This is a genomic window from Paenibacillus dendritiformis (assembly GCF_021654795.1).
Lineage (GTDB): Bacteria > Bacillota > Bacilli > Paenibacillales > Paenibacillaceae > Paenibacillus_B.
Window position 1 is genome coordinate 4,395,979 of the sequence record NZ_AP025344.1, and the last position, 23,120, is coordinate 4,419,098.

Consider the following 23,120-nt stretch of genomic DNA (forward strand, 5'->3'; position numbering starts at 1 on the left):
GACGACTCGTCGGGGCGTTACGGCAGGCGGCTTTCTTATTTTTAGTTATCAGCGCCGCAGACCCGATTCAAAAAATTTATCAGAGCCTTCTCCCTGTTTGGATTTCCGATATCGTGCGTATATATCCACTGAAAGGAGAGATTGTAAAACATGGTAAACCAATGGACGTCGCGTGCCTTGGCCGTCATGCTGTGCTTCTTTCTGACCTGGAGCACGGCAGCGGTATGGAAGCCGGGAGTAACGCAGGCCAAGCCAAGCTATCCGGAATTCAACAAAGTGGCGACCAAAGGTCCCGTCATTCCGGGATTAAACGCCAAAAATGAATGGGTGCCGCAAGGATTGGCGCTCGTTCCGGGGAAAAACTGGGTCGTCGTCTCGCATTATTCAGGGAAATCAAGCAGTCAGGCAAGCGCCATCTCCATTACCGACACGAAGACCAAAAAGCGGATAAAAACGCTCTACTTGTACGAGAGCGCCAAGAAGAAGCATACCGGACATGCGGGAGGTGTCGCCGCCAGCGCCAAATACTTATGGATTGCCTCCGGCAGAAGCGTGTACCAAATTCCGATGAGCACGATCTCCAGCAAAAAGGATTACAGCAATGTCGTCATGAAAAAATTCGCTCTAGGCCATAAAGCCTCCTATGCCTCCTATGCGGATGGGGTATTGTGGGTAGGGGAATATATGGATGGCGAAGACATCGGCAAAGGCATGTGCAAGCCGGGACCGAAGGGCAAGGCGAGAGGGTATAAGCTGAACGGGACAGGCCAACTGCCGTCCAATCCGAAGCCTTCATATACGTGGACGACCCCTGACCGGGTGCAAGGGATGGCCCTGACGAAAAACCGTGTCTTCTACAGCCAATCCTGCGGCCGCAACAATGACAGCACCCTGCTCGTATACACGCGCGGCGCCTCGGGGAAGAAGGTCAGCTCCTTGAAAATGCCTCCGATGTCCGAAGGCATCTCCCTAACGGGAAGCAGCCTCTACGTTCTGTTCGAATCCGGCGCGCGCAAATATGCGAACGGAAAATATCCTCTTAAAAATATGTACATCATCAACACCAAGAAACTGAAGTTATAGCGGTATACAACAACAGCCCCTCTCCAGTCGGCAATGACCGGATGAGGGGCTTTCAGCCATTATCCCATTCCTTCAGTTCAGATGCGTGGCACGGCCCTTTGCGCCACTATCCCATTCCGTCAGTCCGGATGCAGGCACGGCCCTTTGCGCCACTATCCCATTCCGTCAGATGGAGATTAACAGCGATGTTCTCCGCAGTCTTTTTTCCTCGCCCTGAGCGGATGGGAGAATGGTGATAAGGAGTGCCAGACCCATTTATATACTCCACCTGCGTCAATGGGAGACTGGGCAAAAGGGATTAACGCTCTCCAACCCCATTCCGAGCCTGAGTCAATGGGAGATTGCACAAAAGGAATGACTGGCGCCCATCTCCACCCCGAAAACTGAGTGAAGGGGAGTTTACACAAAAGAACGAGCTGCCCCCCATTCCTCCCGTTGCAGCAGGAATCTGCCAACAAAAAAGGGAATCGCTCCGCTTGATTCCATCTGAAGCAGTGGGAGACCCTACTCCCGACGCTTCACACTGGCGTCTTTACAATTTCAACAAACCAAGCACATGAAGGAATACGACGGCGATAACAACCGGAATAACGTAGCGCAGCAGAATGATGTAGAGGGCCAGGCCTTTGCGCCACCAAGCCGCTTCGCTTGCGAATTCCTCGTGCAGCCGCTGGCGCGGGAACCGGTAGCCGACGAATAAGGCGATCAGCAGCGCCCCGAAGGGCATGAGCACATTCGTCACGGCGAAGTCGGCTGCGTCGAACAGGGACAGGCCCAAAACGCGCGCATCTGACCAGACGCCGAACGACAAGGCGGACGGGATGCCAACGATAAAGATAAGGATGCCGAACAGCCAGCTCATCCGGGAGCGCTGTTGATCGTTTTTGGAAAATCCAGACACCAAAATCTCCAGCATAGAGAAGGCCGAGGTCAAGGCCGCGAACAGGAACAGCGCCAAAAACAACACGATGAACAAGCCGCCGAACGGCAGCTGCTCAAATAAAGCCGGCAAGGTGCCGAACAACAAGCCCGGGCCTTCCTGCGGCTTCATCCCCAGCGCAAAGATGGCCGGGAAGATCGCAAGTCCCGCCATCAACGAGGTCAGGACGTTCAGGCCGACGACAGAGACCGATGATTTGAGCAGCGATTCCCGGCGGTTCAGATAGGAGCTGTAGGTCACCATGACGGATACCCCGACGCTGAGGCAAAAGAACGATTGCCCCAACGCATACAGGACAGCCTGTCCCGTCAGTTTGCTGAAATCAGGCTGAAGGAAATAACGAAGCCCCTCGCCCATCCCGGGAAGAGTCAGCGAACGGATAATCAGCACGAGGAATAAGATGAACAAGCCGGGCATCAAGACGCGGCTTGCCCGTTCGATTCCCCCCTTGATTCCGCGCGCGACCACCGCGATGGTAATCAGCATGAAGACGAATTGCGCGGCAACGGCGTACCACGGATTCGCTACCGTCTCCGCGAACAGCGCATCGTAATCGCGGCCGTCTGCGAGCAAGCCCCCGACGATGCCGCGGCCTGCATAGAGCACAATCCACCCGCCGACAACACTGTAATAGGATAAGAGCAAGAAGCAGGTTCCGATGCCTAAGTAGCCGATCCAGTGCCATTTCGATCGAGGAGCAATGTCCTGATAGGCGGACACGGCTCCCCGCCCGGTGCTGCGCCCGATGGCGAACTCCGCCAGGAGCAGAGGCAGTCCGATGCCCAGCGTAAATAGTAGAAAAATAACAAAAAATGCGCCCCCGCCGCTCGTCGCGACGACATTGGGAAATTTCCATATGGCCCCCAGCCCGATCGCCGATCCGGCCGACGCCAGTATAAATCCAAGTTTCGAAGTCCACTGCTCTCGAGTCATTACTGCCTCCTGTTGTCAATCTGAGTACGAATGCCGCCCGATCACATCGGCAGCCAATTCATGCCGTGCAAAAATACGATCAGGACGATTACCGGCAAAATGTAGCGCAGCATGAAGACGTACACGGCCAAGCCTTTGTGCCAGCGGCTGCCGAGCGTGTCCCATTCCTCCTGCAGGCGCCGCCGCGGATACCGGAAGCCGACGAACAACGAGATCAGCAGCACGCCAAGCGGAAGCATTACATTCGTCACGGCGAAATCGGCCCAATCGAATATATTGCGCCCCAGCCACTGCAGATCGCTGCCCGCCCCGAAGGAAAGGGCCGATGGCACGCCCAAGGCGAAAATACCGCATCCGACCAGCCAGCACATGCGAGCGCGCTGCTCAGCCTTGCCCCGGGTAAAGGCGGCCACGACGATTTCCAGCAGAGAGAACGCCGATGTCAGGGTCGCGAATAAGAATAGCGCCAGGAACAGCGCGATGAAGAGGCTGCCGAACGGAAGCTGCTCGAAGACGGCCGGAAGCGTGATGAACAGCAGGCCGGCGCCTTCCTGCGGCTTCATGCCGAGCGCGAACAAAGCGGGGAATATCGCGATGCCCGCCATGAACGAGGTCAGCACGTTCAAGCCGACAACCGACAGAGCCGGCTTCCCAAGAGGCTCCCCTTTATTGAGATAGGAGCTGTACGTCACCATGCAGGACCCGCCGACACTCAGGCAGAAAAAAGACTGTCCGAGCGCGTACAGCAGCGCTTGCGGCGTCAGCTTGCCGAAATCGGGCTTCAGGAAATAGACGAGTCCTTCGCTCATCCCCGGGAGGGTAAGCGACCGCACGATCAGGACGAGGAACAGGATGAACAAGCCAGGCATCATAATGCGGCTTGCTTTCTCAATGCCCTGCTTCACTCCCCGGGCCACGATAACGATCGTAATGAGCATGAACAGCGCCTGTGCCAGCACGGCCGCCCAAGGGCTCGCGGCGGTCGATTCGAACAGTTCCCCGTAATTGCGTCCATCCCGCAGCAGCGAGCCGGTCAGGCCTTTGAGGAAATAGAGCACAATCCACCCGCCGACCACGCTGTAAAAGGACAGCAGCAAGGAGCACGTCGCCATTCCCAAATAGCCGATGCCATGCCATCTGCTCCCCGGCGCCAATTCACGGTAGGCGGATACCGCTTCCTTACCCGTATTCCGGCCGATCATGAATTCCGCCAGCAGCAGCGGCAGGCCGATGCCGAAGGTAAAGATAATAAAGACAAGAAAAAAAGCGCCGCCACCGCTGGTAGCGACGACATTCGGGAACTTCCAGATCGCTCCGAGCCCGATGGCCGATCCGGCCGAAGCGAGTACGAAGCCGAGTCTGGAAGTCCATTGTTCTTGCTGTGTCATCCGATCTAATCCATCCTTCTTTTTCGATTGCTGTCATCCATTATAGCATAGCAACGGAATAAAGAGTCTGCTTCCCTATATTTAGAATCTGGGCGAATTATTTCACGATAGCCAGCGCCAGACCGTCATAGGCCGGAAGCAGCGCGCTGATCAATCGTTCATCCTGGGCGATCGCGGCATTGAAGGCCCGCATCGCCTGCACGGACGGACCCTGCTTGTCCGGATTGAGCGTTCTGCCGCGGAGCATGAGATTGTCTCCCGCGATGATGGCCCCCGGTCTCGCGAGCCGGATCGCGTATTCGAGATAGGCCGGGTAATTTTCCTTGTCCGCATCGATGAAGAACAAATCATAACGGGCCCCTTCCCGCTCCAGCACCGCTAACGAATGAAGCGCCTCGCCCACTCTATATTCCACTTGTTCTCCGAAGCCGGCTTCCGCCAGATTGCGCTTCGCCAGATCGGCGTACTCTTGACGCAGCTCGAGCGAGACAAGGCGGCCTCCCGGTTCCAGCCCCCGCAAGATGCAATAACCGCTGTAGCCGCCGAGCGCCCCGATCTCCAGCGCATCCTTCGCATGCGCCAGGCGGGCAAGCATCGTCAACAGGCGGCCATACCCTTCCGGCACGGAAATATCCCGGATGCCATGCGCCCGGATCGACTCCTTGATTCGCTCCACAGCCGGATCCGCCGGATATAATTGTTCCAAATACGATTCTACTGCTTCACTCGACATTTTCCATCCTCCTTGCATTTTATGATATGATGAATGCCATACAAGTACAAGTAAGAGAAGCAGAACGGAGTGTTGTTATCGAATGAATCGACCTTGGACGTTAATCGCGACCGCCCCGATGGGACTGGAGGCTGTCGTCGCGCGCGAATTGAAGCTGCTTGGATACGAGGATACGCGGGTGGAGAACGGCCGCGTGCTGTTCTCCGGAGGGCCTCTCGACGTGTGCCGGGCCAACCTGTGGCTCCGGACCGCGGATCGGGTGCTTGTCAAGATGGGCGAATTCCGCGCTCGCACCTTCGAGGAGCTGTTCGAGGGGACCAAAGCCATCCCATGGCCGGATTGGATCCCGATGCACGGCGAATTTCCGGTTGACGGTCGATCCCATAAATCCCAGCTCTCCAGCGTTCCCGCCTGTCAGGGCATCGTGAAAAAGGCGGTCGTGGAGCGGATGAAGCAGCGGTACCATACCGACTGGTTCGAAGAGACCGGTCCGCTGTACCGGATCGAGGTCTCCCTGCTGAATGACATGGCTACGATTACGCTGGACACGACAGGGCCCGGGTTACATAAGCGCGGCTACCGCAAGTTGACCGGAGCCGCCCCGCTCAAAGAGACGATGGCTTCCGCCATCATCCTGCTGAGCCGCTGGAGTCCGCAGCGTCCGCTCTATGATCCGTTCTGCGGATCGGGAACGTTGCTGATCGAAGCCGCCATGATCGGCTGGAATGTCGCTCCCGGACTCCGGCGCTCCTTCTCTGCGGAGGCATGGGGCATCATCGGGGAACAGGCTTGGGAACAAGCGCGGGAGGAAGCGTTCGACGCCGTCCGCGACGATACGGAGCTTCAATTGACCGGATCGGATATCGATCCGGAAGCGATTCGCCTCGCGCAGGCGGCAGCGAAGAGCGCCGGCTTCGGCCGCGAGATCGAGTTCCGCGTCTGCCCGGCGAACAAGGCGAAGCCGGAAGGAGATTACGGCTGCCTCGTGACGAATCCGCCCTATGGCGAACGGTTGAACGAGAAGGACGAAGTGGAGCGGATGGTAAGAGACCTTGGCTTCATGGCCAAAACATTGCCGACCTGGTCGTTCTTCGCGATCAGCCCGAGCCGCCAGTTCGAGCATTACTTCGGGCGGCCTGCGGACAAGCGCCGCAAGCTGTTCAACGGCAATATCGAATGCCAGCTCTATCAATATTTCGGTCCGCTCCCGCCGCGCAGCAAGATGCCGGCTTCGCCTTCCGAATCCTAATCATGTCCTATCGAACACCATCTGCCTTTATACCGGCAGGCGGTGTTCATTTATTTTTAACATTTTATGAAAATCTGATAAGATGGGAGGTACGATTACAAGACAAGGAAGGGACATGCAATGAATCCAATTCGCCAAGCCCGGCCCGATACCGCCGGCAGGAAAAGTTCAGCCGCCTCCCTCTTCGGATGGCTCAGCTTCGTCTTCTTCCTCGCGGCTATGATGGGGAAGCTGATCTATTTCAATCGCACGCTGGCGATTCCGAATATGGCCATGGACCGGGACGACTATTTAGTTGCCCTGGGATCACTGCTCATTGCCGGCAGCTGGACGTTCTGGGCGAAGGAACGATGGCGCCCCCTGCTCCTGCTGCTGCTTAACGCCGCACTCACACTGCTCATTTTTGCGGATTTGATCTATTTCCGTTATTTTCAGGACTTCATTACGATTCCCGTCCTGCTTCAGGCCGGACAGGTCAGCTCGCTCGGAGAGAGCATCGCATCCCTCATTCACAGCAAGGATCTGCGGCTGTTCCTGGACTGGCTCGTCCTGATTCCGCTTACAGTCGGCCATGTCCGCATTCGGTCGCGGGAATATCGCTCCCGGCGCGCCTTCATCTCCGGCGGCAGGAACCCGAGACGCATGATGCAGCGGGCCGCGGCCGGCCTGCTTGCCATTATCGTCGGCGCCGTGTTGGTTGCCGTGCCGGTCAAGCATGCGACAAGCACGTGGGCGAAAGGGCTGTTCAGCTCGGTCTGGTGGAGCGCCTCCGTCTATAATATAACGGGCTTGCTGGGCTTTCACGGCTATGATGCGTACCGTTATGTGAAGGAAAAGATGATGGGAGGGTCTTCCCTCTCGGAAGCCGAAATCAAGGAAACGGAAGCCTGGTTCTCCGCCCATCTCCCGGATCGGCAGGGCCCCGCATCGTCATTCGGACGCTATGCCGGCAGCAATGTTATTATTGTGCAAGCTGAGGCGTTCGAAAATTTTGTCATCGGCGCCAAGGTGAACGGACAGGAGATAACGCCGAACCTGAATGCGCTGCGCAAGGAGAGTCTGTATTTCACCCGGTTTTTCCATCAGACCGGTCAAGGCCGGACCTCCGATGCCGACTTCGGGGTGAACGCAGGGCTTCATCCGCTGCCGTCCGGCTCTGTCTTCATCCGCTACCCGAGTCATGCCTTCGATACGCTGCCGGGCATGCTTCGCGCGGAAGGCTATCGCACCGGAGCATTCCATGCTTATGACGCCGGGTTCTGGAACCGCTATATCATGTATCAAAATATGGGCTACGACTTTTTTATGAGCAAAAAAGACTATGTTCTGGACGAGCCCGTGGGCTGGACGGTCGGGGACAAATCCTTCTTCCGTCAATCGGTCGAACGAATGTCGTCCGAGCCGAAGCCGTTCTACAGCTTCTTAATTACGCTGGCCAGCCATCACCCGTACAAGCTGCCGGAAGCAGCGCAAAAGCTCGATGTCGGACCGTACAAAGACACGATGTTCGGCGATTACTTGCAGTCGATGCATTACGTCGACGAAGCGGTCGGAGAGATGATCGCCGATCTGAAGCAACGCGGGCTGTGGGACAAGACGATCTGGGTCTTTTACGGAGATCATGACAACTCGATCGGCGGGACGGAGCCTCTCTCTTGGCTGCTAGGCCATCCGGTCAGCAAGCTTGATATGCTGGAGATGAAGAATCAGGTCCCCCTCTTCATCCATCTCCCTGACGGGGCCCAATCCGGGACGTATGACACGGTCGCGGGCCAATTGGATGTCGCCCCGACCCTGCTGCACTGGCTCGGAATCGATACGGCCGGCTCCTACATGATGGGCCATAACCTGCTTCAGCCGGATGGGCGGCTCGTCGTGCTGCGGAACGGATCTTACACGGACGGGAGCGTGTTCTACGTCCCTTCGGCCGACGGACTGTTCGAGCACGGCACCTGCTTCGATTACGTGTCGCGAGAGAAAACGGACGTTACCCGCTGTCAGCCTCAAGAAGCTGAAGCGAAGCGCCGCTTGACCGTCTCGGACCGCGTAATTATGCACAATCTGATCAAGCGGTTCCGCCAATCCTCTTATGCAGAACCGTGACATGATTGAGAGCCGCTGTCTCCGTGGACAGCGGCTCTCCGCGCCTCTGGCGCATATCGTCCCCCATTTGTCACTCCCCTGCGCGGCCCCGCTAGTCCCCTTCTCCTGTTCTGCCGCCCCTACCGATCCTGCAGCAGCTCGTCCAGCTTCCGGCGCCGCTTCTTCTCCTTCAGGCGCCGTTCCCGCTCTTCTCGGCGCAGCGCCTTGGCGAGAGACGCGCACATGCCGAGCAGAACAACCGCAAACGGCAGCGCCGTGAGGATGGAAGCGGTCTGAAGCGCGTCCAGCCCCCCGCTCAGGAGGAGGACGATCGCGATCAGCGACTGGAAGATTCCCCAGGTGAGCTTGATCGGAATGCTCGGATTCGGATTGCCGTCAGAGGACATCATCCCGAGCACGAAGGTGGCGGAATCGGCCGAGGTAATGAAGAAGGTTACGATGAGCAGCGTGGCCAGCACTCCGAGCACATAACCGGCCGGCAATGCGTCGAGCGTCACGAACAAGGCGGATGTAATGTCCTGCTGCACGGCCTGAGCGAGCTTGATGCCCTCGAACATTTCCAAGTGAAGTCCCGTCGCCCCGAAGACGGAAAACCAGATGAAGCTGAAGCCGCTTGGCAGCAGCAATGTCCCGAGAATGAACTCCTTAATCGTCCGCCCCCGGGATACCCGGGCGATGAACGAACCGACGAACGGTGCCCACGCGATCCACCACGCCCAGTAAAACAAAGTCCATTTCGCAATCCAGGAATTTCCGGTAAACGGCGACAGCCGAAGACTCATCTGGATAATATTTTGCAAGTAGCCGCCCAATGTTGTCGTGAACGTATCAATGATGAAAATCGTCGGTCCGAGCAGCAGCGTGACTACGAGAAGTCCGAGCGCAATAAGCAGATTCGTATTGCTCAATATTCGGATTCCCTTGTCGAGGCCGGTAATGGCCGATGTCAGGAAGAGTACCGTAACGACGATAATAATGATGATTTGAACCGTGATGTTCGACGGGATTCCAAACGTATGCTGCAATCCTCCGTTAATCTGCATAACGCCGAGCCCAAGCGACGTCGCGACTCCGAAGGTCGTGGCGATAATGGCCAAAATGTCAATCACTTTGCCGATGGATCCGTCCACGCGTTCTCCGAGCAACGGGTAAAATGTCCGGCTTATCAATCCCTTATGCCCTTGCCGGAAGGTGAAATAAGCCAGGGCGAGCGATACGAGCGAATAAATCCCCCACGGATGAAGCCCCCAATGGAAAAAAGAGTACCGCATCGCTTCGCGTGCCGCATCTGGTGTCATTCCGGCCGCGGTGGGCGGAATCAGGTAATGGCTGAGGGGTTCGGCTACCCCCCAGAAGACGAGGCCAATGCCCATGCCTGCGCTGAACAGCATGGCGAACCAGGACAGATTCGAATATTCCGGCTCATCGTCGTCCTGGCCGAGCCGAATATGTCCATGCTTCCCGAAGGCAAGCACGAAGCAGAACAAAAGCACGATCAGCGCCGTTATCAGATAGAACCAGCCGAACCGCTCCGTCGTGAAGGTAAGCGCCGCCTCGGATTGCTGGGCCATGCTGCCGGGGGACAGCAAGCCCCACAGGACAAAGGCCAGGATGATAACGACCGATATTCCAAATACCAATATCCCCACCCCCTGGTTGTTGCCTTGATAGCATGTAGTATGCGCAAAAAAAATCCCAGACGGCTGTCTGGGATTCCGGCATTATTTTCATAATAAATAGCGCAACTTCATTCTTCGCGATTTTCCCATTGCTCGCTGGCGAGAAGAGAGTTCAACCGATCCTGCTGCTCCTCGAGCATCGCTTCGGCCAGCTCCACCGGCTGCTGGTTCAGGCTCAAACCGGCCTGCTCGACGGCCCGTTCCGCATGCTGCAGCGATTGCTCAGCTTGCTCGATGGACTGGTCCGACGGATGAGACATCGCCTGGGATACCGCATTGCGTGCCGTCTTGACCGCATTTTGGGCCTGGGAGATCGGATTCTGCGACTGCAGGCTGGAGTCATACTTGTTCGGCATGCTGTAAGCCTCCTTCGTCTGTGTTATTTCATAATCAACGTTAGGATGTGCTTGACAGCATATTCTATACCGTAACTTAGTGCTTTACGAACGCCTTTGCCTTCTCGATCGCCTCGTCCTCCGTCGGCGCCGTGACGTATCTTCCGTTAATATAAATAAATACCCGCTTCAGGCAATGGCCGCAGTATGACTTGCACCCTATTTTAATTTCCGCCTCGGGATCCAGCTTCTTCACCTTCGGCAGGAACGACTTCATGCTGATATGGCGGCATTTATCGCATATACGTATATCATTAGCCATGATTGCTCACTCCATCTTAATCCCTTCATCTTGATATAAAAGAAAGTCCGATATTGCTATAGTTATTGTAAGGGAATGGCCCAGCAGAAGCAACCGGTATGACCCCAACTTCTAGCGAACAGGATCGTACTTCATGACCCGCTTGGAGAACCATGGCATCAAAATCATCGTGAACAGGATATCGTCGATCGGCATAAATGGCACGAAATCGGGCATTACCCAATACAACAGGACCAGTCCGGCAAAAATCCCCTTCTCCTTCAGCGGTACCCGGGGCGAGAGCAACAGCCGCGGCGCCGCTCGGAACAGCCGGATGATCCCGAGGACAGGACGCTTGCTTCCGGCCTTGGCAGACCTATGATTGCGGCCCATCCGCACACCCCCTTGCTTCTAGTGTGCGCCATCCGGCCCTCGTCATACGGCCCTCCGGAGACAGTCTATTCCTGGACTTGCCCGTTCAATGCTTCCCGCAAAATCGCCGACACTTCCTTGTACATTCCGTCGAAGTCATGCAATGGCAGCGGACTCACGCCAAGGCCAACCTCGACCGTGAAGCCGGGCTTGCGGAAGCGCTGAATGAACCAATCCTTGTACCCGGCGTCACTGCCCGACAGCTTGACGGCGCGGTAACCGCTGACCGCTTGGAACCGTTCCGCCCATGTGAGCGCTTCGGGCGGCTCATAGTCACGGTAGTTCCAATAAATTTCCTGTCCTTGCGTATGGAAAGACAGGGCCAGCTCGAACGAATTCCGTTCCGTATAGGAAGCGAGCGCGGCGGCCTCGGGCTCGGACAACGGATGCTCCCCGCCGTAATTGAGCGGCCCCGGGGAACGCATTCCGCGCCGCGCCCGTTCCTCCTCCCAATGGGCCGGGAACTGATCATTCAGGTCCACGCCGCGAATGTTCGCTTTCCAACGTTGAAAGTGCCGCGAGCCCTGATTCCACTCCATGACCGGGGAATAGAACGGATGTCGGGGCGAGATGCCTTCCTGCACTAATTCGATGCCGTCCGGATTGACCATAGGGACGATTTTCAAGACCGTGCGCTCATAAGCGGACCGTGCCTCCCAGCCAAGCCATGACTTTCCGCTGTCGCACGACCGCGCGTAATCTTCGATGAACTGCATGAGCAGGGCCGAAGTAATCCACTCATTGGCATGGACGCCGCCATTGGCATGAATCGGCACATTCCCGCGCCCCATGCTGACGGCCAATATCGGCTTGCCGAGAACGCTATGTCCGATCGTCTCCACCTGGACGCACGAATAGCGGCGGCTTAATTGATGCAGATCTTCCATCAGCTGCATAGGGCCATACTCCGCTTTTTTCCGAAGGGTCTCATTCGTGCAAACATAGGGAATGAATATCCTCTGCCCGGCCGCCAGCCGGTTCGGAGACAAGCCTCGATTCACCGAGCGCAGCAGCGCTTCCGGAACGCCATGCCGGGCGGCAATATTGCATAGAGTATCGTTCGGTTGCACGGCATAAGTATCGTATGGGCGCGCCGGTATCATGAGGACATGTCCGGGTAGCGCATATTGGTCGGGATCAAGCTGCGGATTGTATGCCAACAGCGCAGGCAGATTAATCCCATACCGGGCGCAAATGCGCAGGTAGGTGTCTCCAGGCTGTATGGTGTAAGGGATATGCATCGTTCGAACCTCCTTCATTTCCTCTTAGATGCATATGCCCTATGCACATCGGACATGACTGGGTTGCCCCAATACCAAAAGAGCATGCTCTCCGCGATACAAAACGCGTCAGGCATGCTCTTGGACAGAAACAAATACGTATAAATAATAGCTATAAGATTTGGGACATTCGCCACACGACAGGCACGGCGCATATCTGTTCGCCCAGCCAGGCGCGGGCAATCTTCTGGAACATTTCCGGATCTCCGCTGCAAAAAAATTGGTGAACCGGCGTTTCCAAACTATGGGCGAGCTCCCCTTTATCATGCAAAATCGTACTGATTTCCCTTGCGGTCTCTTCGGCCGAGTTGATAAGTTGCACGTCCGGGCCCATGACCAGTTGAATCGCATCGGTGAGAAAAGGATAATGCGTGCAACCCAATATTAATGTATCCAATGGTAAAGAGCGCAATGGTTCCAGCGATTCCCGGACAACGCCGAGCGCTTCACTGGACTGGAACAAGCCTTTTTCGACGAGAGGAGCGAAGGTCGGGCAAGCCTTGCTGACCGCCTCCACGTGAGGAGATAACCGCCGTAGAGCCTGCTCGTAGGCGCCGCTTCGAATCGTCCCGTCCGTGCCGATGACGCCGATGTAACCCGTCTTCGTGGCCGATAGCGCGGCCCGGGCTCCCGGATAAATGACACCGACGACCGGAACCGGAACATATTCGCGTATCTCTTCCAAGGCCACCGCCGTCGCGGTATTGCAGGCGATTACGATCATCTTCGGCTGAAATTGGATTAGATAGTCGACGATTTGACGCGTAAACAATCTCACTTCATCCGAGGATCGGGGTCCATAGGGCGATCGGGCGGTATCGCCGAAATAAATAATTTGTTCCTGTGGAAGCTGGCGCATGACTTCTTTGACTACCGTCAAACCTCCCACACCCGAATCGAGCATTGCTATAGCTTGTTGCACGAATACACCGCTTCCTTTGTCTCTTGATTGACTGACCTGTGATACCATATGTACGGAAAACCTAAAATGTACCTCGATCTTAACAGCAATGCAGACAAGGTTCAAGTCGGCTGCCGTTCCATTTTCACACAGCGCCAGAGACAACAGCTTCGGGGGGAAGGGCTCCGCGAACAGAAGCATCCCTGCTTCCTTTTGGCAAGCGCCAAGAAGAACAGGGATGCGGTGAGCCAAAAGGAAGTGCCGCCAAGCTTATCTGCGCGTAATTTCCAATTCCTTCTCCGTCTCCGCGGAAGCAGCATCCAATGTGTCGTCAAGCACCGTCAACTCCGCTTCGTTGTCTGCCTGACGCCATTGGTTCCAGTGCTGCTGAATCCCGGCCGCCTTCTCCCGCGCCGCTGCAAGGAAATTATCTTTTTGCTCCCCAATCTGCTTCGCCAGCTGCTGTGTCTTTTCATTCAACTGCTGAGCGCCCTCCGCAATATCGGCGCGCAGCTCGCGGCCCGATTTGGGGGCCAGGAGCAATGCCGCTACCGAACCGACTACACCGCCGACGATCGTCCCGATCCAGAACTTCTTGTTGCCGTTTGCCATGTTATTTCTCTCCTCCTGTCGGCATAGCCCCGGGTTCATGCTGTTGTCGGGAATCCGGCGGGGATTCGTGCCGGGACGAGCGCCGGTTCCATTCGTCCCATAGCGCCGCAGCCCATTCCAGCCATTGGCCGGAGGTCCGGCAGGAACGGAAGTCCGCCTCGTCCCGAGAGCCGCCCGCTTGCCGTTCCTTGCGCCCGAACCATCGCTCTGTCCTGCGCCCCCAGTCCGACAGCACTCTGCCGGTCTGGCGAAGCGCGCCGCTCCATTCGTTCAAGGCACCGACGACTCCCTCGGCAGCCTCCACGGCACGCTCTGCCTTCTTGGACAGAGCCGACAGCCGACGGATTAGACGCTTCGCTTCATGCGCACACTCCTCAGCCAGGGCCAGCGTCCTCCCCACGCGAAGCAGTACGGCTACTCCCGCACCGCACAGTGCCGTCCAGGCCACAGCAGCAAGCAGAACGCTCCATCCAATCATGACGGGTCCTCCCTATCTCCAGCATCAACCCGGGCAAATGCCCATGTTGTAATGACAGTATAGATAGATCGGTCTTGTCTTGACACACTTTTCACGTAAAAATTTGAATTCCACATCGTTGTTGATGAGCTTCCGCAGAGAAACAGCAAAAGAAGCAAACGGGGCAACCGCAGCCTGACCATGGAAATACGAAAAAACCGGGAGTTCCCTCCCGGCGTCAGATTTGCTTGCGAATCCGGTATGTGCAGCGCTTGCCCTGCTCCGCGATGCATTCGATCCGGGTCACATCCGCATCCAGCAGTTCACGGAACAGCGCCAGCTCGCAAGCGCAAGGCTGCTTATAATGCTGAGCGACCTGGGCAATCGGGCAATTGTACTCATGCAGCAGCCAGCTGCCATCCTCTTCGCGCTCCGTCTCGACCATGTATCCGTTATTATCCTGAATCGTCCCCAGGGCTTCGACGCGTTCATCCAGGCTGGATTGGCCCATCTGAGGGGCATACTTTTCGATTAGCGACTGCTTGCGGCTCTCGAACAGCTTCCCAATCCCCTCTTCCTCCGGCCAGACCTCCATCTCCCTTAGCAAGTCCAGAATCAGCTGATGGTATTGCTTCGGGAACTGTTCATCCCCTTGGGTCGACAGCCGGTATGTACGGAGCGGACGGCCCATCGGCTGGCGCACCATCTCGATTTCAAGCATGCCTTCTTCCTCCAGCGAATACAGATGCCTTCGCACGCCCATCTCCGTCATGTTCAGTTCCACGGCCAATTGGGCAGCCGACATCGATCCATTCGTCTTGAGGAGCATCAGCATCTGTTGGCGGGTCGATGTTTTCGTATCAGACTGTTTCAATAGTAACCACCTTTATTTGGGTTGTCTTCGTACCGACAATTGTATCTTATCCCGGGGGCCGAGACTAGATCATTTCTTTGGCAATGAACTGGCGGGCGGCTTCCGCGAATGGAGGCAACAGCTCCGAGAGCTCCGCCAGGACCGGATGAAGTTCGCCTCTCTTCCAAGAAGCGTAGTCCTGGACAAGCGGTTTGCGAAGCCGAACGAGACCAAGCAAGCCGTCATGCAGCCGTTCCGGGATGGCTCCCTCCTGGGATAAAATATCCACGATGTCCTCATAGCTGCTCGCGTCCCTCATCATAAATCCGTCGATCAGCAGACTGCCGACATCGGTAATCAGCTCGATCGCGATATGTATCGCCCGTTCTTGCGCATAGGATGCGGTTAGGCTACCGTCCCATCCGTGCCGTATCGCGTTCGCGGCTTCCACGATTTCGGGAACCATATTCAACCGTTGCTCGATCTGTGTGGTGTTCACATAATACATCGCTAGCCTCTCCCTTCTCTGTCAGACGCTGTCACAGACAGCATATCGAAGCTGGACATGATTCGCAAGCACAAAAAAAGGAGCCCGCCAGCCCCTTTTCCTGAAAAACCTGCTTATTCCACGATCAAATAAGATTTCATATCATCATGACCTGTACCACACATGACTGAACAGTGAATTAAATATTTCCCCGGTTTGTCGAAAACAAAGTCCTTCTCCATTTGACCGTCTTTCAAGTCGATCTTGAAATCTTCAATGGCGGCGCCATGAAAGCCGGATTCATTCACCAGCTTCAGGCGGACCTTTTCCCCAGCCTTGACCTTATATTCGGCCTGATCGAACGTAAAATCATTGCTCGCTACGATCTTGACAAGCTTAACGCCTTCTGGAGCTGCTTCTTCTTGCTCTGCCTTCGGCATGTTGAAGAGCAACAATCCGATGGCGAAAACGCACGCGATGCTGAACAATGTGAACATTGCCCATTTTTGCATAACTGTCATACGCCCCTTTGTCAGTTACATTCGTCACCTTTTATATTACAAAATCTTTCCTGAATCTCTCAACCCTAACTTGAAAATTTCTAAATCATTTTTGAACTTTGTGACGAATTGATGAACGAAAGCAATATTTTTGTTATTTTTGCCGTTTATTCACGATTTCATCCTACGGAAACGCTGGGTTCTTTCTTACATTTTCGTGAACACGCTCTATTGGTTATCCTCATTATTTTTGAGGGAGGCGATGAATTTCCGAAGCTTCGGCGGAAGGGGAAGCCCGAGTCGACCATAGTTTTCCACAATGGAGACGAGTTCGTTCGCCAGGTAAAAGCTGATAGCGCCTTCTCGTATCCAGACGGTCCCGAAGACCGTATCCACATGATGCGCCAAAATGACGATAAACAGCATCAACCCTTTGCGAGTCAGGCCCCAAAACCCGACTTCGCTGCTCAAACCCTTGCCTTCCCGCAGCGATGCGGCGATGCCGGAGATGTAATCAATAGCGATCGCAATGATAAAAAGCGATAACAGCGGGTTCCAGGTGCCGAACAGGAAAGCGACAATTCCCCCGAGGATCCCGCTTAAGCTGTTCAGAGCAAGCTGTCTCACATGACCAACCTCCTCTTGCTGCGTGATACATTATCGTATGCAAGGTCTTGTCCATCCCGCCACGGACGGATTCCGTTCTGATGAAAAAAATACGGACCGCCCCCTCCAGGAGACACGGTCCGTATCGCTCTTCGTTGTGATTCTTATTTGAAAAATTGCGGTAAATACGTCCGGTTCGCTTCCAGCATCTCATTCAGAAGCGCCTTCGCTACGCGGACAGAAGGGACAAGCGGGTGATGGACCATCGCTTGCAGCGCAATTCCCCGATCTCCGGTAACCGCGGCTTCTATTGTCAGCTGCTCATACGTCTTCACCGCATGCAGCAGTCCCTTGATATGCTCCGGAACCCAGCGCGGCGGCAGCGGAATCGGGCCTTGCTTCGTGACGACGCAATTCACCTCGATGCTGGCGTCGGCCGGCAGGAAGTCGTAAATGTTGCCGTTCAACACATTCAATGTCTGGATGTCGTGCCTGTCATTGTAGATAGAAGTCATCAGATTGACCGCCGCTTCCGAGTAATAAGCGCCGCCGCGCTGCTCCAGCTGCTTCGGCTTCTCCCGGAGCGATTCATCCTTGTACAGCTCGAACAATTCGGTCTCGACCCGGCTGACGACATCGGCGCGCGTTCCGTTCTTCGCCAGCGATTCCTTCATCTCCTCGAACATCTCATCCGTCTGATAGTAATATTTCAAGTAATACGTCGGAATCGCTCCCAAGGAGACGAGGAAGTCCGCATCCCAGCCCGTTGTCGGCACGTTCTTCGCATTATACGCTTTCCCTCCGGCTAACAGCTCCGGAAGCTTCTCCTCTCCCTTGACCGCAGCCGAAGTAACCCAATGAAGATGGTTGATGCCGACGAATTCCGGCAGCACCTCGGCTTCGGACACTCCATATTCCGCAGACAGGAATTTCTTGACGTTGATCGGCGAGTTGCACAACCCGATGGAACGAACCCTGCTATGCTTCGCGACCGCTTCGGTCACGATGCCTGCCGGGTTGGTGAAGTTGAGCATCCAGGCATGCGGCGCCAACCGCTCAATGTCACGGCAGATCTCCAGCAGGACGGGAATCGTTCGCAGCGCCTTCATCATCCCCCCCGGCCCTGTCGTCTCCTGGCCGATGACTCCATGCTGAATCGGAATATGCTCGTCCCGCTTCCGGGCTTCGAGCAGACCGACTCGCATTTGCGTCGTGACGAAATCGGCGCCTTCAATCGCCCGCTCCCGATCCAGCGTTAGGTGTACATCGATAGGGTACCCCGATTCCTGGACCATGCGCTTCGCCAGATTACCGACAATATCCAGCTTATGCTTGCCTTGTTCGATATCGACCAGCCATAACTCGCGGATTGGCATTTGCTCATAGTTGCGGATGAATCCTTCCACGATCTCCGGCGTGTACGAAGAGCCGCCGCCAATCACTGCAATTTTCAAGCCGTTGTTGTCTCCCATGTGAGTACCTCCCTCGTTTTGAAAAGCAAATCGCTTTAACTTATGATCGAAGCTTATCCGGGAAAAGTGAAAGACTTCAGCCGCGCATCCAGCTCCGGGCTGATGCGGCTTCCCGCTGCATCCATCGCGCTCAGCACCGCTCCCACGACCGGATCCGATTGCAGCCGGACGCAGCGTGCCTTCGGAGCCACTCGGCGCACTTCCCGGGCAACCGCATCCTGAAGATAAGCGCCCTTGCCACGCATTAACACGCTGCCGATAAGGACGACATCGAATTCGTCATCCGTCATGTTCAGCCTGCGAATGAGGGCATTGACCGCATTGCCGAGCTCCGTTCCTTCCTCTTCCAAAATTCGCTGCGCCACGGCATCGCCCTGAGCGGCCGCCTCGAACAAGCATTTAACCAAATCCCGCGGCACAGGCACGCCGTTGTCCAGCACATCCGTATACATTGCCTCCACGGTTCTGTAATTCATTTCCTTCAGAACAAGCGGTGTGAGTCCCGTCTGGTCCCCGCGGCCGTCCCACTCTCGAATGACCGCCCGGAACGCCAATACCGCCAGACTGGACCCTGCTCCGAATCCATCGCCGAACAGATGGCCGTAGCCTCCATACTGCAATTCCTCGCCATGGCGGTTGCGAGCGGCGCTGTTGAACCCCGTGCCGCTAATGATAACGCCGCCGTACGGACGATCCGTGCCGGCCCGCATGCCGATCATCGTGTCGCAGGCAATGGCGTGCCTGGCGAAGCCCAACTCCGCTATCATCGGCCGCAGGATCACATAATCCGGTTCGCGGTCCGCCCCAGCCAAGCCGAAGTAGGCATAGCTCACATCCTCATGCCTGAATCCGGCCGATGCAAGCGCCGCTTCACAGGCGGCCCGGATATTGCGGGCTGCGCCATCCCGGTCAATCTGGTGATTCCCGTTGCCGGATAGGCCTGTGCCCAGCACGTTCCCTTCCGCATCGACCAGCAAGGCGTGTGTCTTGCTTCCTCCTGCGTCGACTCCTAAGTAGATGCTCATCGGTTTCTCTCCCATTCATCTGCAAATGCACCTCTCCGCACCTTCGCGGGCGAAAACATCATCTGTGCTATATCCCTACTGTACAATTTGATTTACCCCATTAACTACTACTAACCTCGTGTAAACTAATATGATCTTACTGTTTTTTCTTTGTTCGCTGATTCCGGATTTCGCTTGGCGACACACCGAACAGCTGCCGGAACAGCCGATTGAAATTCGATAAATTCCGAAATCCGCATTCGGATGCAATATCAATAATTTTCTCATCAGATGATTCCAATAAATGAACCGCTTGGGTCAGCCGGAGTTGGATAAGATAATCAAGCGGCGATGTGCCGACGGCCTGCTGGAACAAGGCGCTGAAGCGGGACGGGCTCAAATGGGTCAACTCGGCCAATTCCTTCAGCGTCCACGGATAGGCCAGGTTGAGCTCCATCGTGACAATCAGTTCCTTCAGCGCATGAATTCCGCGGTGCTTCACCGGCGCCGGCTCGCCTTCCGAGATAGCGCCGTGGCGGTTCACGAGCGCGAGGAAGCGGGTCAGCTGCGCCCGGATGACCGATGCGTATGACGGAGCCCGGCTAGTCATCTCCTCCTTCATATTGAGGAGAATCGCAATCAATTCATCATATACCGGCATGTCCCGATTGAGCAGATTGGTGAACTGCACGCCCTGTTCCCGGAACGGGCGGAGCAAATCATGGTCATAGCGCATCTCCATAGCCAGCATTCCGGGATCGAACATATGAACGTCAATGATCAGATGATCCGTCTCGAAGGCGCGATGCAGGTCCTGTCCATTGATAAGGATAATATCTCCTGCTTGAAGCTGATATTTTACGCCATTGATCACATAAAATCCTGTTCCGCCCCGTATATAATTAATCTCCAGTTCCCGGTGCCAATGCAGCCGTTGAAAGCCTGGACTCACGCCTTCGGTCGTCGACACGAGGTACGGCATCGGGGTAGGCCAACTTACCGGATCAGGCATGACGGCCTTCGGCTTTTCCCGGGGTTCGGTATGTATATTCCGATCCATTCAAGCTTCACCTCCGCAATGGAAACGTTCTCCTTCTATTACAGCAAAAAAAGCCGTTTCCGCAAAGAAAAACATTTCGTGTGTTGTACACAAATAAATTGACAAATGCAATAAAAAGACATTAAGATGTAAAATGCAAAAAAACTAAAGGGAGCAGGTGACCTACCCGTGAACTACCAACCGATTGTAAAGGAAAAGACGTTGATTGAGCGCAATGATGAAGATAACCTGTATCAAGTGAAAGTGAAATTGCAGGATGGCACTCAATGCCGCGTCATCTACAACAAAGGAGCAATTACGATCAGCCGCTTGCTCTCCATTCCTTGTCCCGTATGCAGAAAAGATTTCATCTGCTCATGTCTGAACCGCTTCGCGGAACAAATTGACAGCCAAGTCCATTTATCCGACATGCTTGCCGAATAAATGAATAAATTCCTGTTGCAATTCCAGACATGTAGTGGTATAATGTAACAGGTAACGGGGCATTAGTTCAGGGGGAGAACGCTTCACTGGCAGTGAAGAGGTCAGCGGTTCGAATCCGCTATGCTCCACCATCATAGCTACACTCGAGAACATCTGGATGAAGATGTTCTTTTTGTTATGTCTATAAACAAAGAACCCGCAAGGGTTCTAAGATGCGGGTTCTTCATGAATGCTCCCCTAGAGAATTTTTGGACAGCAAGTGGGTAAGTTCCTTCATGAACATATTGATATCCTTGAACTGGCGGTATACGGAAGCAAATCGCACATAAGCCACTTCGTCGACCGGATACAATTGCTCCATCACTCGCTCGCCGATAATGCGGCTCTCTACTTCGGCATGAGCCGTATTCCTGAGCTGCTTCTCCACTTCCGACGCTATCATCTCCAGCCGTTCCACCGAGACCGGCCTTTTCTCACAAGCCCGGATCAGGCCTCGCAGCATCTTGTCGCGGCTGAACTCCTCACGGCTTCCATCCTTCTTTATCACAATCAGCGGTGTCTCTTCGACCATTTCAAAGGTCGTGAACCGCCGGCTGCACAGCTCGCATTCCCTTCTCCGCCGGATGGACTTGTTGTCATTGGCAGGCCGGGAATCCAGCACTTTCGTTCCAAGATGATCACAAAAAGGACATTTCAAATCGTGTTCCTCCCTTCTTCCCGATTACACTCGGTTGTTATCGAAAATACCAGTCGTTACCTGTAATGAACTTAGCGAGAATGCACACAATACAATTACCAACCGCAAGGAGGTGAATAGAAATGGCCCAAAACAACCGTTCCAGCAACAACCTGGTTGTACCTCAAGCAACTGCAGCTCTCGAGCAAATGAAGTTCGAGATCGCTCAAGAATTGGGCATTGCCATTCCGCAAGACGGATACTATGGCAACATGGCAACCCGCGACACCGGTTCGATCGGGGGATACATCACGAAGCGCCTGGTACAAATCGCGGAGCAACAACTCGCAGGACAATTCAAATAAGGCATTACTAGCATCGGAGCAAGCCGGTAACCCCCGGCTTGTCCGGTGCTTATTCATTTCATCCCATAGACGTCCGTATACTTATCATAATAATGGATTACGCGCTGTACGTACAGCTTCGTTTCCCCATAAGGAATCTGCTGCTTCACGGTCTCGTAGCGTCCGTCCCATGTATGATTGCGGAGCCATTTGCTTACATTGCCCGGACCGGCGTTATATGCCGCGATCGCCGCAATCCAGTTGCCATTGAACTGCTTATGCAGCGATTGCAAATACCAGGTGCCGATATGAATGTTCGGGTCGATCTCGTACTTCAATTCCTCCATCGTCCAATGCGTATCCAGATTGAGCTGCTCCATCGCCCACGAGGCGGTCTCCGGCATCAGCTGCATTACCCCGATAGCGCCCTTCCGGGATTCTTGTCCAGCCTGATAATTCGTCTCTACCCGGATGATCGCCGCCACGAGCAGCGGATCAATCTTATATTTGGCTGCGTGCTTCCGAATCTCTTCCTCATATGGAATCGGATACATCCAGCGGCCCAGCCATTGCGATTGCACGAATAGCAGAAATAGAAACCCCAGAAAGAGAACGAGCAAAAAACGCTTCTTCCGCATCAGATTCATGATTCGGCTCATAGCAAGCCTTTCTGAAGCAAGAACTGTTCCACCTGCTTCCGAGTCTCTTCCATTCCCTTGCTATTGTCGATGACATAATCCGCCCGTTCCCGCTTCATCTCAATGTCCCACTGAGATCGAAGCCGTTCGGATGCTTCCGCTTCGGTAATCTCGTCCCGCCGTATCAAGCGCTCCAATTGGATCTCTTCCGGCACGTAGACGACGACGATCTCTTCGAAGCGATCGGTCAAGCCGGACTCATACAGCAGGGGCACGTCCACGACAACAAGGGATTGCGGATGCTCTTCCTCCAGCCGGCGCATCTGCGTCATCATCTCCTGCCGGATGGCCGGGTGGGTGATCTCTTCAAGCGCTTTCCGTTCGGCAGGGTTGGAAAATACAACGTTTCCAAGCCGCTTGCGGTCAAGCGAACCGTCCGGCAGCAGCATGTCCGCTCCGAACCGTTCCGCAATCCGATCTAACGCGGGACTGCCAGGAAGCACGATCTCCCTGGCAATCCGATCCGCATCAACAAGCAGAGCGCCCCGTTCCACGAGCAGACGGGAGACGGTGCTTTTCCCCGACGCAATGCCGCCGGTTAATCCGATGTTCATGCCTTCACCTCATTTAT

26 protein-coding genes and 1 tRNA gene are annotated in these 23,120 nt (G+C 55.2%); 6 read left to right on the forward strand and 21 right to left on the reverse strand.

Going from position 1 to position 23,120, the window contains the following annotated elements; all coding sequences use genetic code 11:
* The first annotated feature begins 150 nt into the window (after positions 1 to 150).
* A complete protein-coding gene (locus L6439_RS19500) occupies positions 151 to 1,083 on the forward strand; it encodes a hypothetical protein (RefSeq protein WP_237096549.1) in 933 nt (310 codons plus the stop codon).
* 532 nt (positions 1,084 to 1,615) lie between these two features.
* On the opposite strand, the gene L6439_RS19505 is transcribed toward L6439_RS19500, so the two are convergent.
* The 3 genes from L6439_RS19505 to L6439_RS19515 form a co-directional block, all read right to left on the reverse strand.
* On the reverse strand, positions 1,616 to 2,956 hold the full coding sequence (locus L6439_RS19505) for a sodium-dependent transporter (protein WP_168180753.1): 1,341 nt from the start codon (positions 2,954 to 2,956) through the stop codon (positions 1,616 to 1,618).
* A 41-nt stretch (positions 2,957 to 2,997) separates the two neighbouring features.
* The gene (locus L6439_RS19510; protein WP_168180751.1) at positions 2,998 to 4,344 is read right to left on the reverse strand and encodes a sodium-dependent transporter; all 1,347 of its coding nucleotides are present in this window, start codon (positions 4,342 to 4,344) and stop codon (positions 2,998 to 3,000) included.
* A 97-nt stretch (positions 4,345 to 4,441) separates the two neighbouring features.
* A complete protein-coding gene (locus L6439_RS19515) occupies positions 4,442 to 5,077 on the reverse strand; it encodes an O-methyltransferase (RefSeq protein WP_213469530.1) in 636 nt (211 codons plus the stop codon).
* Between the two features lie 82 nt (positions 5,078 to 5,159).
* On the opposite strand from L6439_RS19515, the gene L6439_RS19520 reads away from it, so the two are divergent.
* Positions 5,160 to 6,326 (forward strand): THUMP domain-containing class I SAM-dependent RNA methyltransferase, encoded by a 1,167-nt coding sequence (locus L6439_RS19520; protein WP_213469531.1) that lies wholly within the window; start codon positions 5,160 to 5,162, stop codon positions 6,324 to 6,326.
* A gap of 120 nt (positions 6,327 to 6,446) precedes the next feature.
* Positions 6,447 to 8,429 (forward strand): LTA synthase family protein, encoded by a 1,983-nt coding sequence (locus L6439_RS19525; protein ID WP_213469532.1) that lies wholly within the window; start codon positions 6,447 to 6,449, stop codon positions 8,427 to 8,429.
* A gap of 119 nt (positions 8,430 to 8,548) precedes the next feature.
* Here the strand turns inward: L6439_RS19525 and L6439_RS19530 are convergent, their stop codons facing one another.
* From L6439_RS19530 to L6439_RS19600, 15 genes are all read right to left on the reverse strand, one after another.
* A complete protein-coding gene (locus tag L6439_RS19530; protein ID WP_213469533.1) occupies positions 8,549 to 10,069 on the reverse strand; it encodes a glycine betaine uptake BCCT transporter in 1,521 nt (506 codons plus the stop codon).
* A 107-nt stretch (positions 10,070 to 10,176) separates the two neighbouring features.
* Positions 10,177 to 10,464 (reverse strand): hypothetical protein, encoded by a 288-nt coding sequence (locus L6439_RS19535; RefSeq protein ID WP_213469534.1) that lies wholly within the window; start codon positions 10,462 to 10,464, stop codon positions 10,177 to 10,179.
* Between the two features lie 76 nt (positions 10,465 to 10,540).
* A complete protein-coding gene (locus L6439_RS19540; protein ID WP_168180740.1) occupies positions 10,541 to 10,765 on the reverse strand; it encodes a YuzB family protein in 225 nt (74 codons plus the stop codon).
* 111 nt (positions 10,766 to 10,876) lie between these two features.
* On the reverse strand, positions 10,877 to 11,137 hold the full coding sequence (locus L6439_RS19545) for a hypothetical protein (RefSeq protein ID WP_237096550.1): 261 nt from the start codon (positions 11,135 to 11,137) through the stop codon (positions 10,877 to 10,879).
* Positions 11,138 to 11,202: 65 nt separating this feature from the next.
* Positions 11,203 to 12,417, reverse strand: coding sequence for a M14 family metallopeptidase (locus tag L6439_RS19550; RefSeq protein ID WP_213469535.1), 1,215 nt, complete (start codon positions 12,415 to 12,417; stop codon positions 11,203 to 11,205).
* A gap of 151 nt (positions 12,418 to 12,568) precedes the next feature.
* Positions 12,569 to 13,360, reverse strand: a complete 792-nt coding sequence (gene racE, locus L6439_RS19555; protein WP_172879029.1) for a glutamate racemase — start codon at positions 13,358 to 13,360, stop codon at positions 12,569 to 12,571.
* A gap of 267 nt (positions 13,361 to 13,627) precedes the next feature.
* Entirely contained in the window at positions 13,628 to 13,969 is a 342-nt protein-coding gene (locus tag L6439_RS19560; RefSeq protein ID WP_168180735.1) for a YtxH domain-containing protein, read from the reverse strand.
* A gap of 1 nt (position 13,970) precedes the next feature.
* On the reverse strand, positions 13,971 to 14,447 hold the full coding sequence (locus L6439_RS19565; RefSeq protein WP_213469536.1) for a DUF948 domain-containing protein: 477 nt from the start codon (positions 14,445 to 14,447) through the stop codon (positions 13,971 to 13,973).
* Between the two features lie 217 nt (positions 14,448 to 14,664).
* Positions 14,665 to 15,300, reverse strand: a complete 636-nt coding sequence (locus tag L6439_RS19570) for a helix-turn-helix transcriptional regulator (RefSeq protein ID WP_168180732.1) — start codon at positions 15,298 to 15,300, stop codon at positions 14,665 to 14,667.
* A gap of 64 nt (positions 15,301 to 15,364) precedes the next feature.
* On the reverse strand, positions 15,365 to 15,787 hold the full coding sequence (locus L6439_RS19575; RefSeq protein ID WP_168180730.1) for a DUF86 domain-containing protein: 423 nt from the start codon (positions 15,785 to 15,787) through the stop codon (positions 15,365 to 15,367).
* A 113-nt stretch (positions 15,788 to 15,900) separates the two neighbouring features.
* A complete protein-coding gene (locus tag L6439_RS19580; protein WP_006679238.1) occupies positions 15,901 to 16,278 on the reverse strand; it encodes a cupredoxin domain-containing protein in 378 nt (125 codons plus the stop codon).
* A gap of 216 nt (positions 16,279 to 16,494) precedes the next feature.
* Positions 16,495 to 16,893: a phage holin family protein gene (locus tag L6439_RS19585; RefSeq protein ID WP_168180726.1), complete on the reverse strand. Its 399-nt coding sequence runs from the start codon at positions 16,891 to 16,893 to the stop codon at positions 16,495 to 16,497.
* A gap of 143 nt (positions 16,894 to 17,036) precedes the next feature.
* The gene (locus tag L6439_RS19590) at positions 17,037 to 18,344 is read right to left on the reverse strand and encodes a 6-phospho-beta-glucosidase (protein WP_213469537.1); all 1,308 of its coding nucleotides are present in this window, start codon (positions 18,342 to 18,344) and stop codon (positions 17,037 to 17,039) included.
* A 53-nt stretch (positions 18,345 to 18,397) separates the two neighbouring features.
* Positions 18,398 to 19,369, reverse strand: coding sequence for an N-acetylglucosamine kinase (locus tag L6439_RS19595; protein WP_168180722.1), 972 nt, complete (start codon positions 19,367 to 19,369; stop codon positions 18,398 to 18,400).
* A 136-nt stretch (positions 19,370 to 19,505) separates the two neighbouring features.
* On the reverse strand, positions 19,506 to 20,408 hold the full coding sequence (locus L6439_RS19600) for an AraC family transcriptional regulator (RefSeq protein ID WP_213469538.1): 903 nt from the start codon (positions 20,406 to 20,408) through the stop codon (positions 19,506 to 19,508).
* Between the two features lie 168 nt (positions 20,409 to 20,576).
* Between L6439_RS19600 and L6439_RS19605 the strand changes: the two genes are divergently transcribed.
* Positions 20,577 to 20,831: a hypothetical protein gene (locus L6439_RS19605; RefSeq protein ID WP_006679243.1), complete on the forward strand. Its 255-nt coding sequence runs from the start codon at positions 20,577 to 20,579 to the stop codon at positions 20,829 to 20,831.
* Between the two features lie 56 nt (positions 20,832 to 20,887).
* Positions 20,888 to 20,962, forward strand: a tRNA-Ala gene (locus L6439_RS19610).
* 92 nt (positions 20,963 to 21,054) lie between these two features.
* Here L6439_RS19610 and nrdR read toward each other — a convergent pair.
* Entirely contained in the window at positions 21,055 to 21,528 is a 474-nt protein-coding gene (nrdR, locus tag L6439_RS19615) for a transcriptional regulator NrdR (protein ID WP_040733970.1), read from the reverse strand.
* A gap of 122 nt (positions 21,529 to 21,650) precedes the next feature.
* Between nrdR and L6439_RS19620 the strand changes: the two genes are divergently transcribed.
* Positions 21,651 to 21,872, forward strand: coding sequence for an alpha/beta-type small acid-soluble spore protein (locus L6439_RS19620; RefSeq protein WP_006679245.1), 222 nt, complete (start codon positions 21,651 to 21,653; stop codon positions 21,870 to 21,872).
* Between the two features lie 53 nt (positions 21,873 to 21,925).
* Here the strand turns inward: L6439_RS19620 and L6439_RS19625 are convergent, their stop codons facing one another.
* Both L6439_RS19625 and coaE read right to left on the reverse strand, forming a co-directional pair.
* A complete protein-coding gene (locus L6439_RS19625) occupies positions 21,926 to 22,510 on the reverse strand; it encodes a lytic transglycosylase domain-containing protein (protein WP_172879026.1) in 585 nt (194 codons plus the stop codon).
* The gene (gene coaE, locus L6439_RS19630; RefSeq protein WP_213469539.1) at positions 22,507 to 23,103 is read right to left on the reverse strand and encodes a dephospho-CoA kinase; all 597 of its coding nucleotides are present in this window, start codon (positions 23,101 to 23,103) and stop codon (positions 22,507 to 22,509) included. Before coaE ends, L6439_RS19625 begins: the two co-directional genes overlap by 4 nt.
* Positions 23,104 to 23,120: the final 17 nt, after the last annotated feature.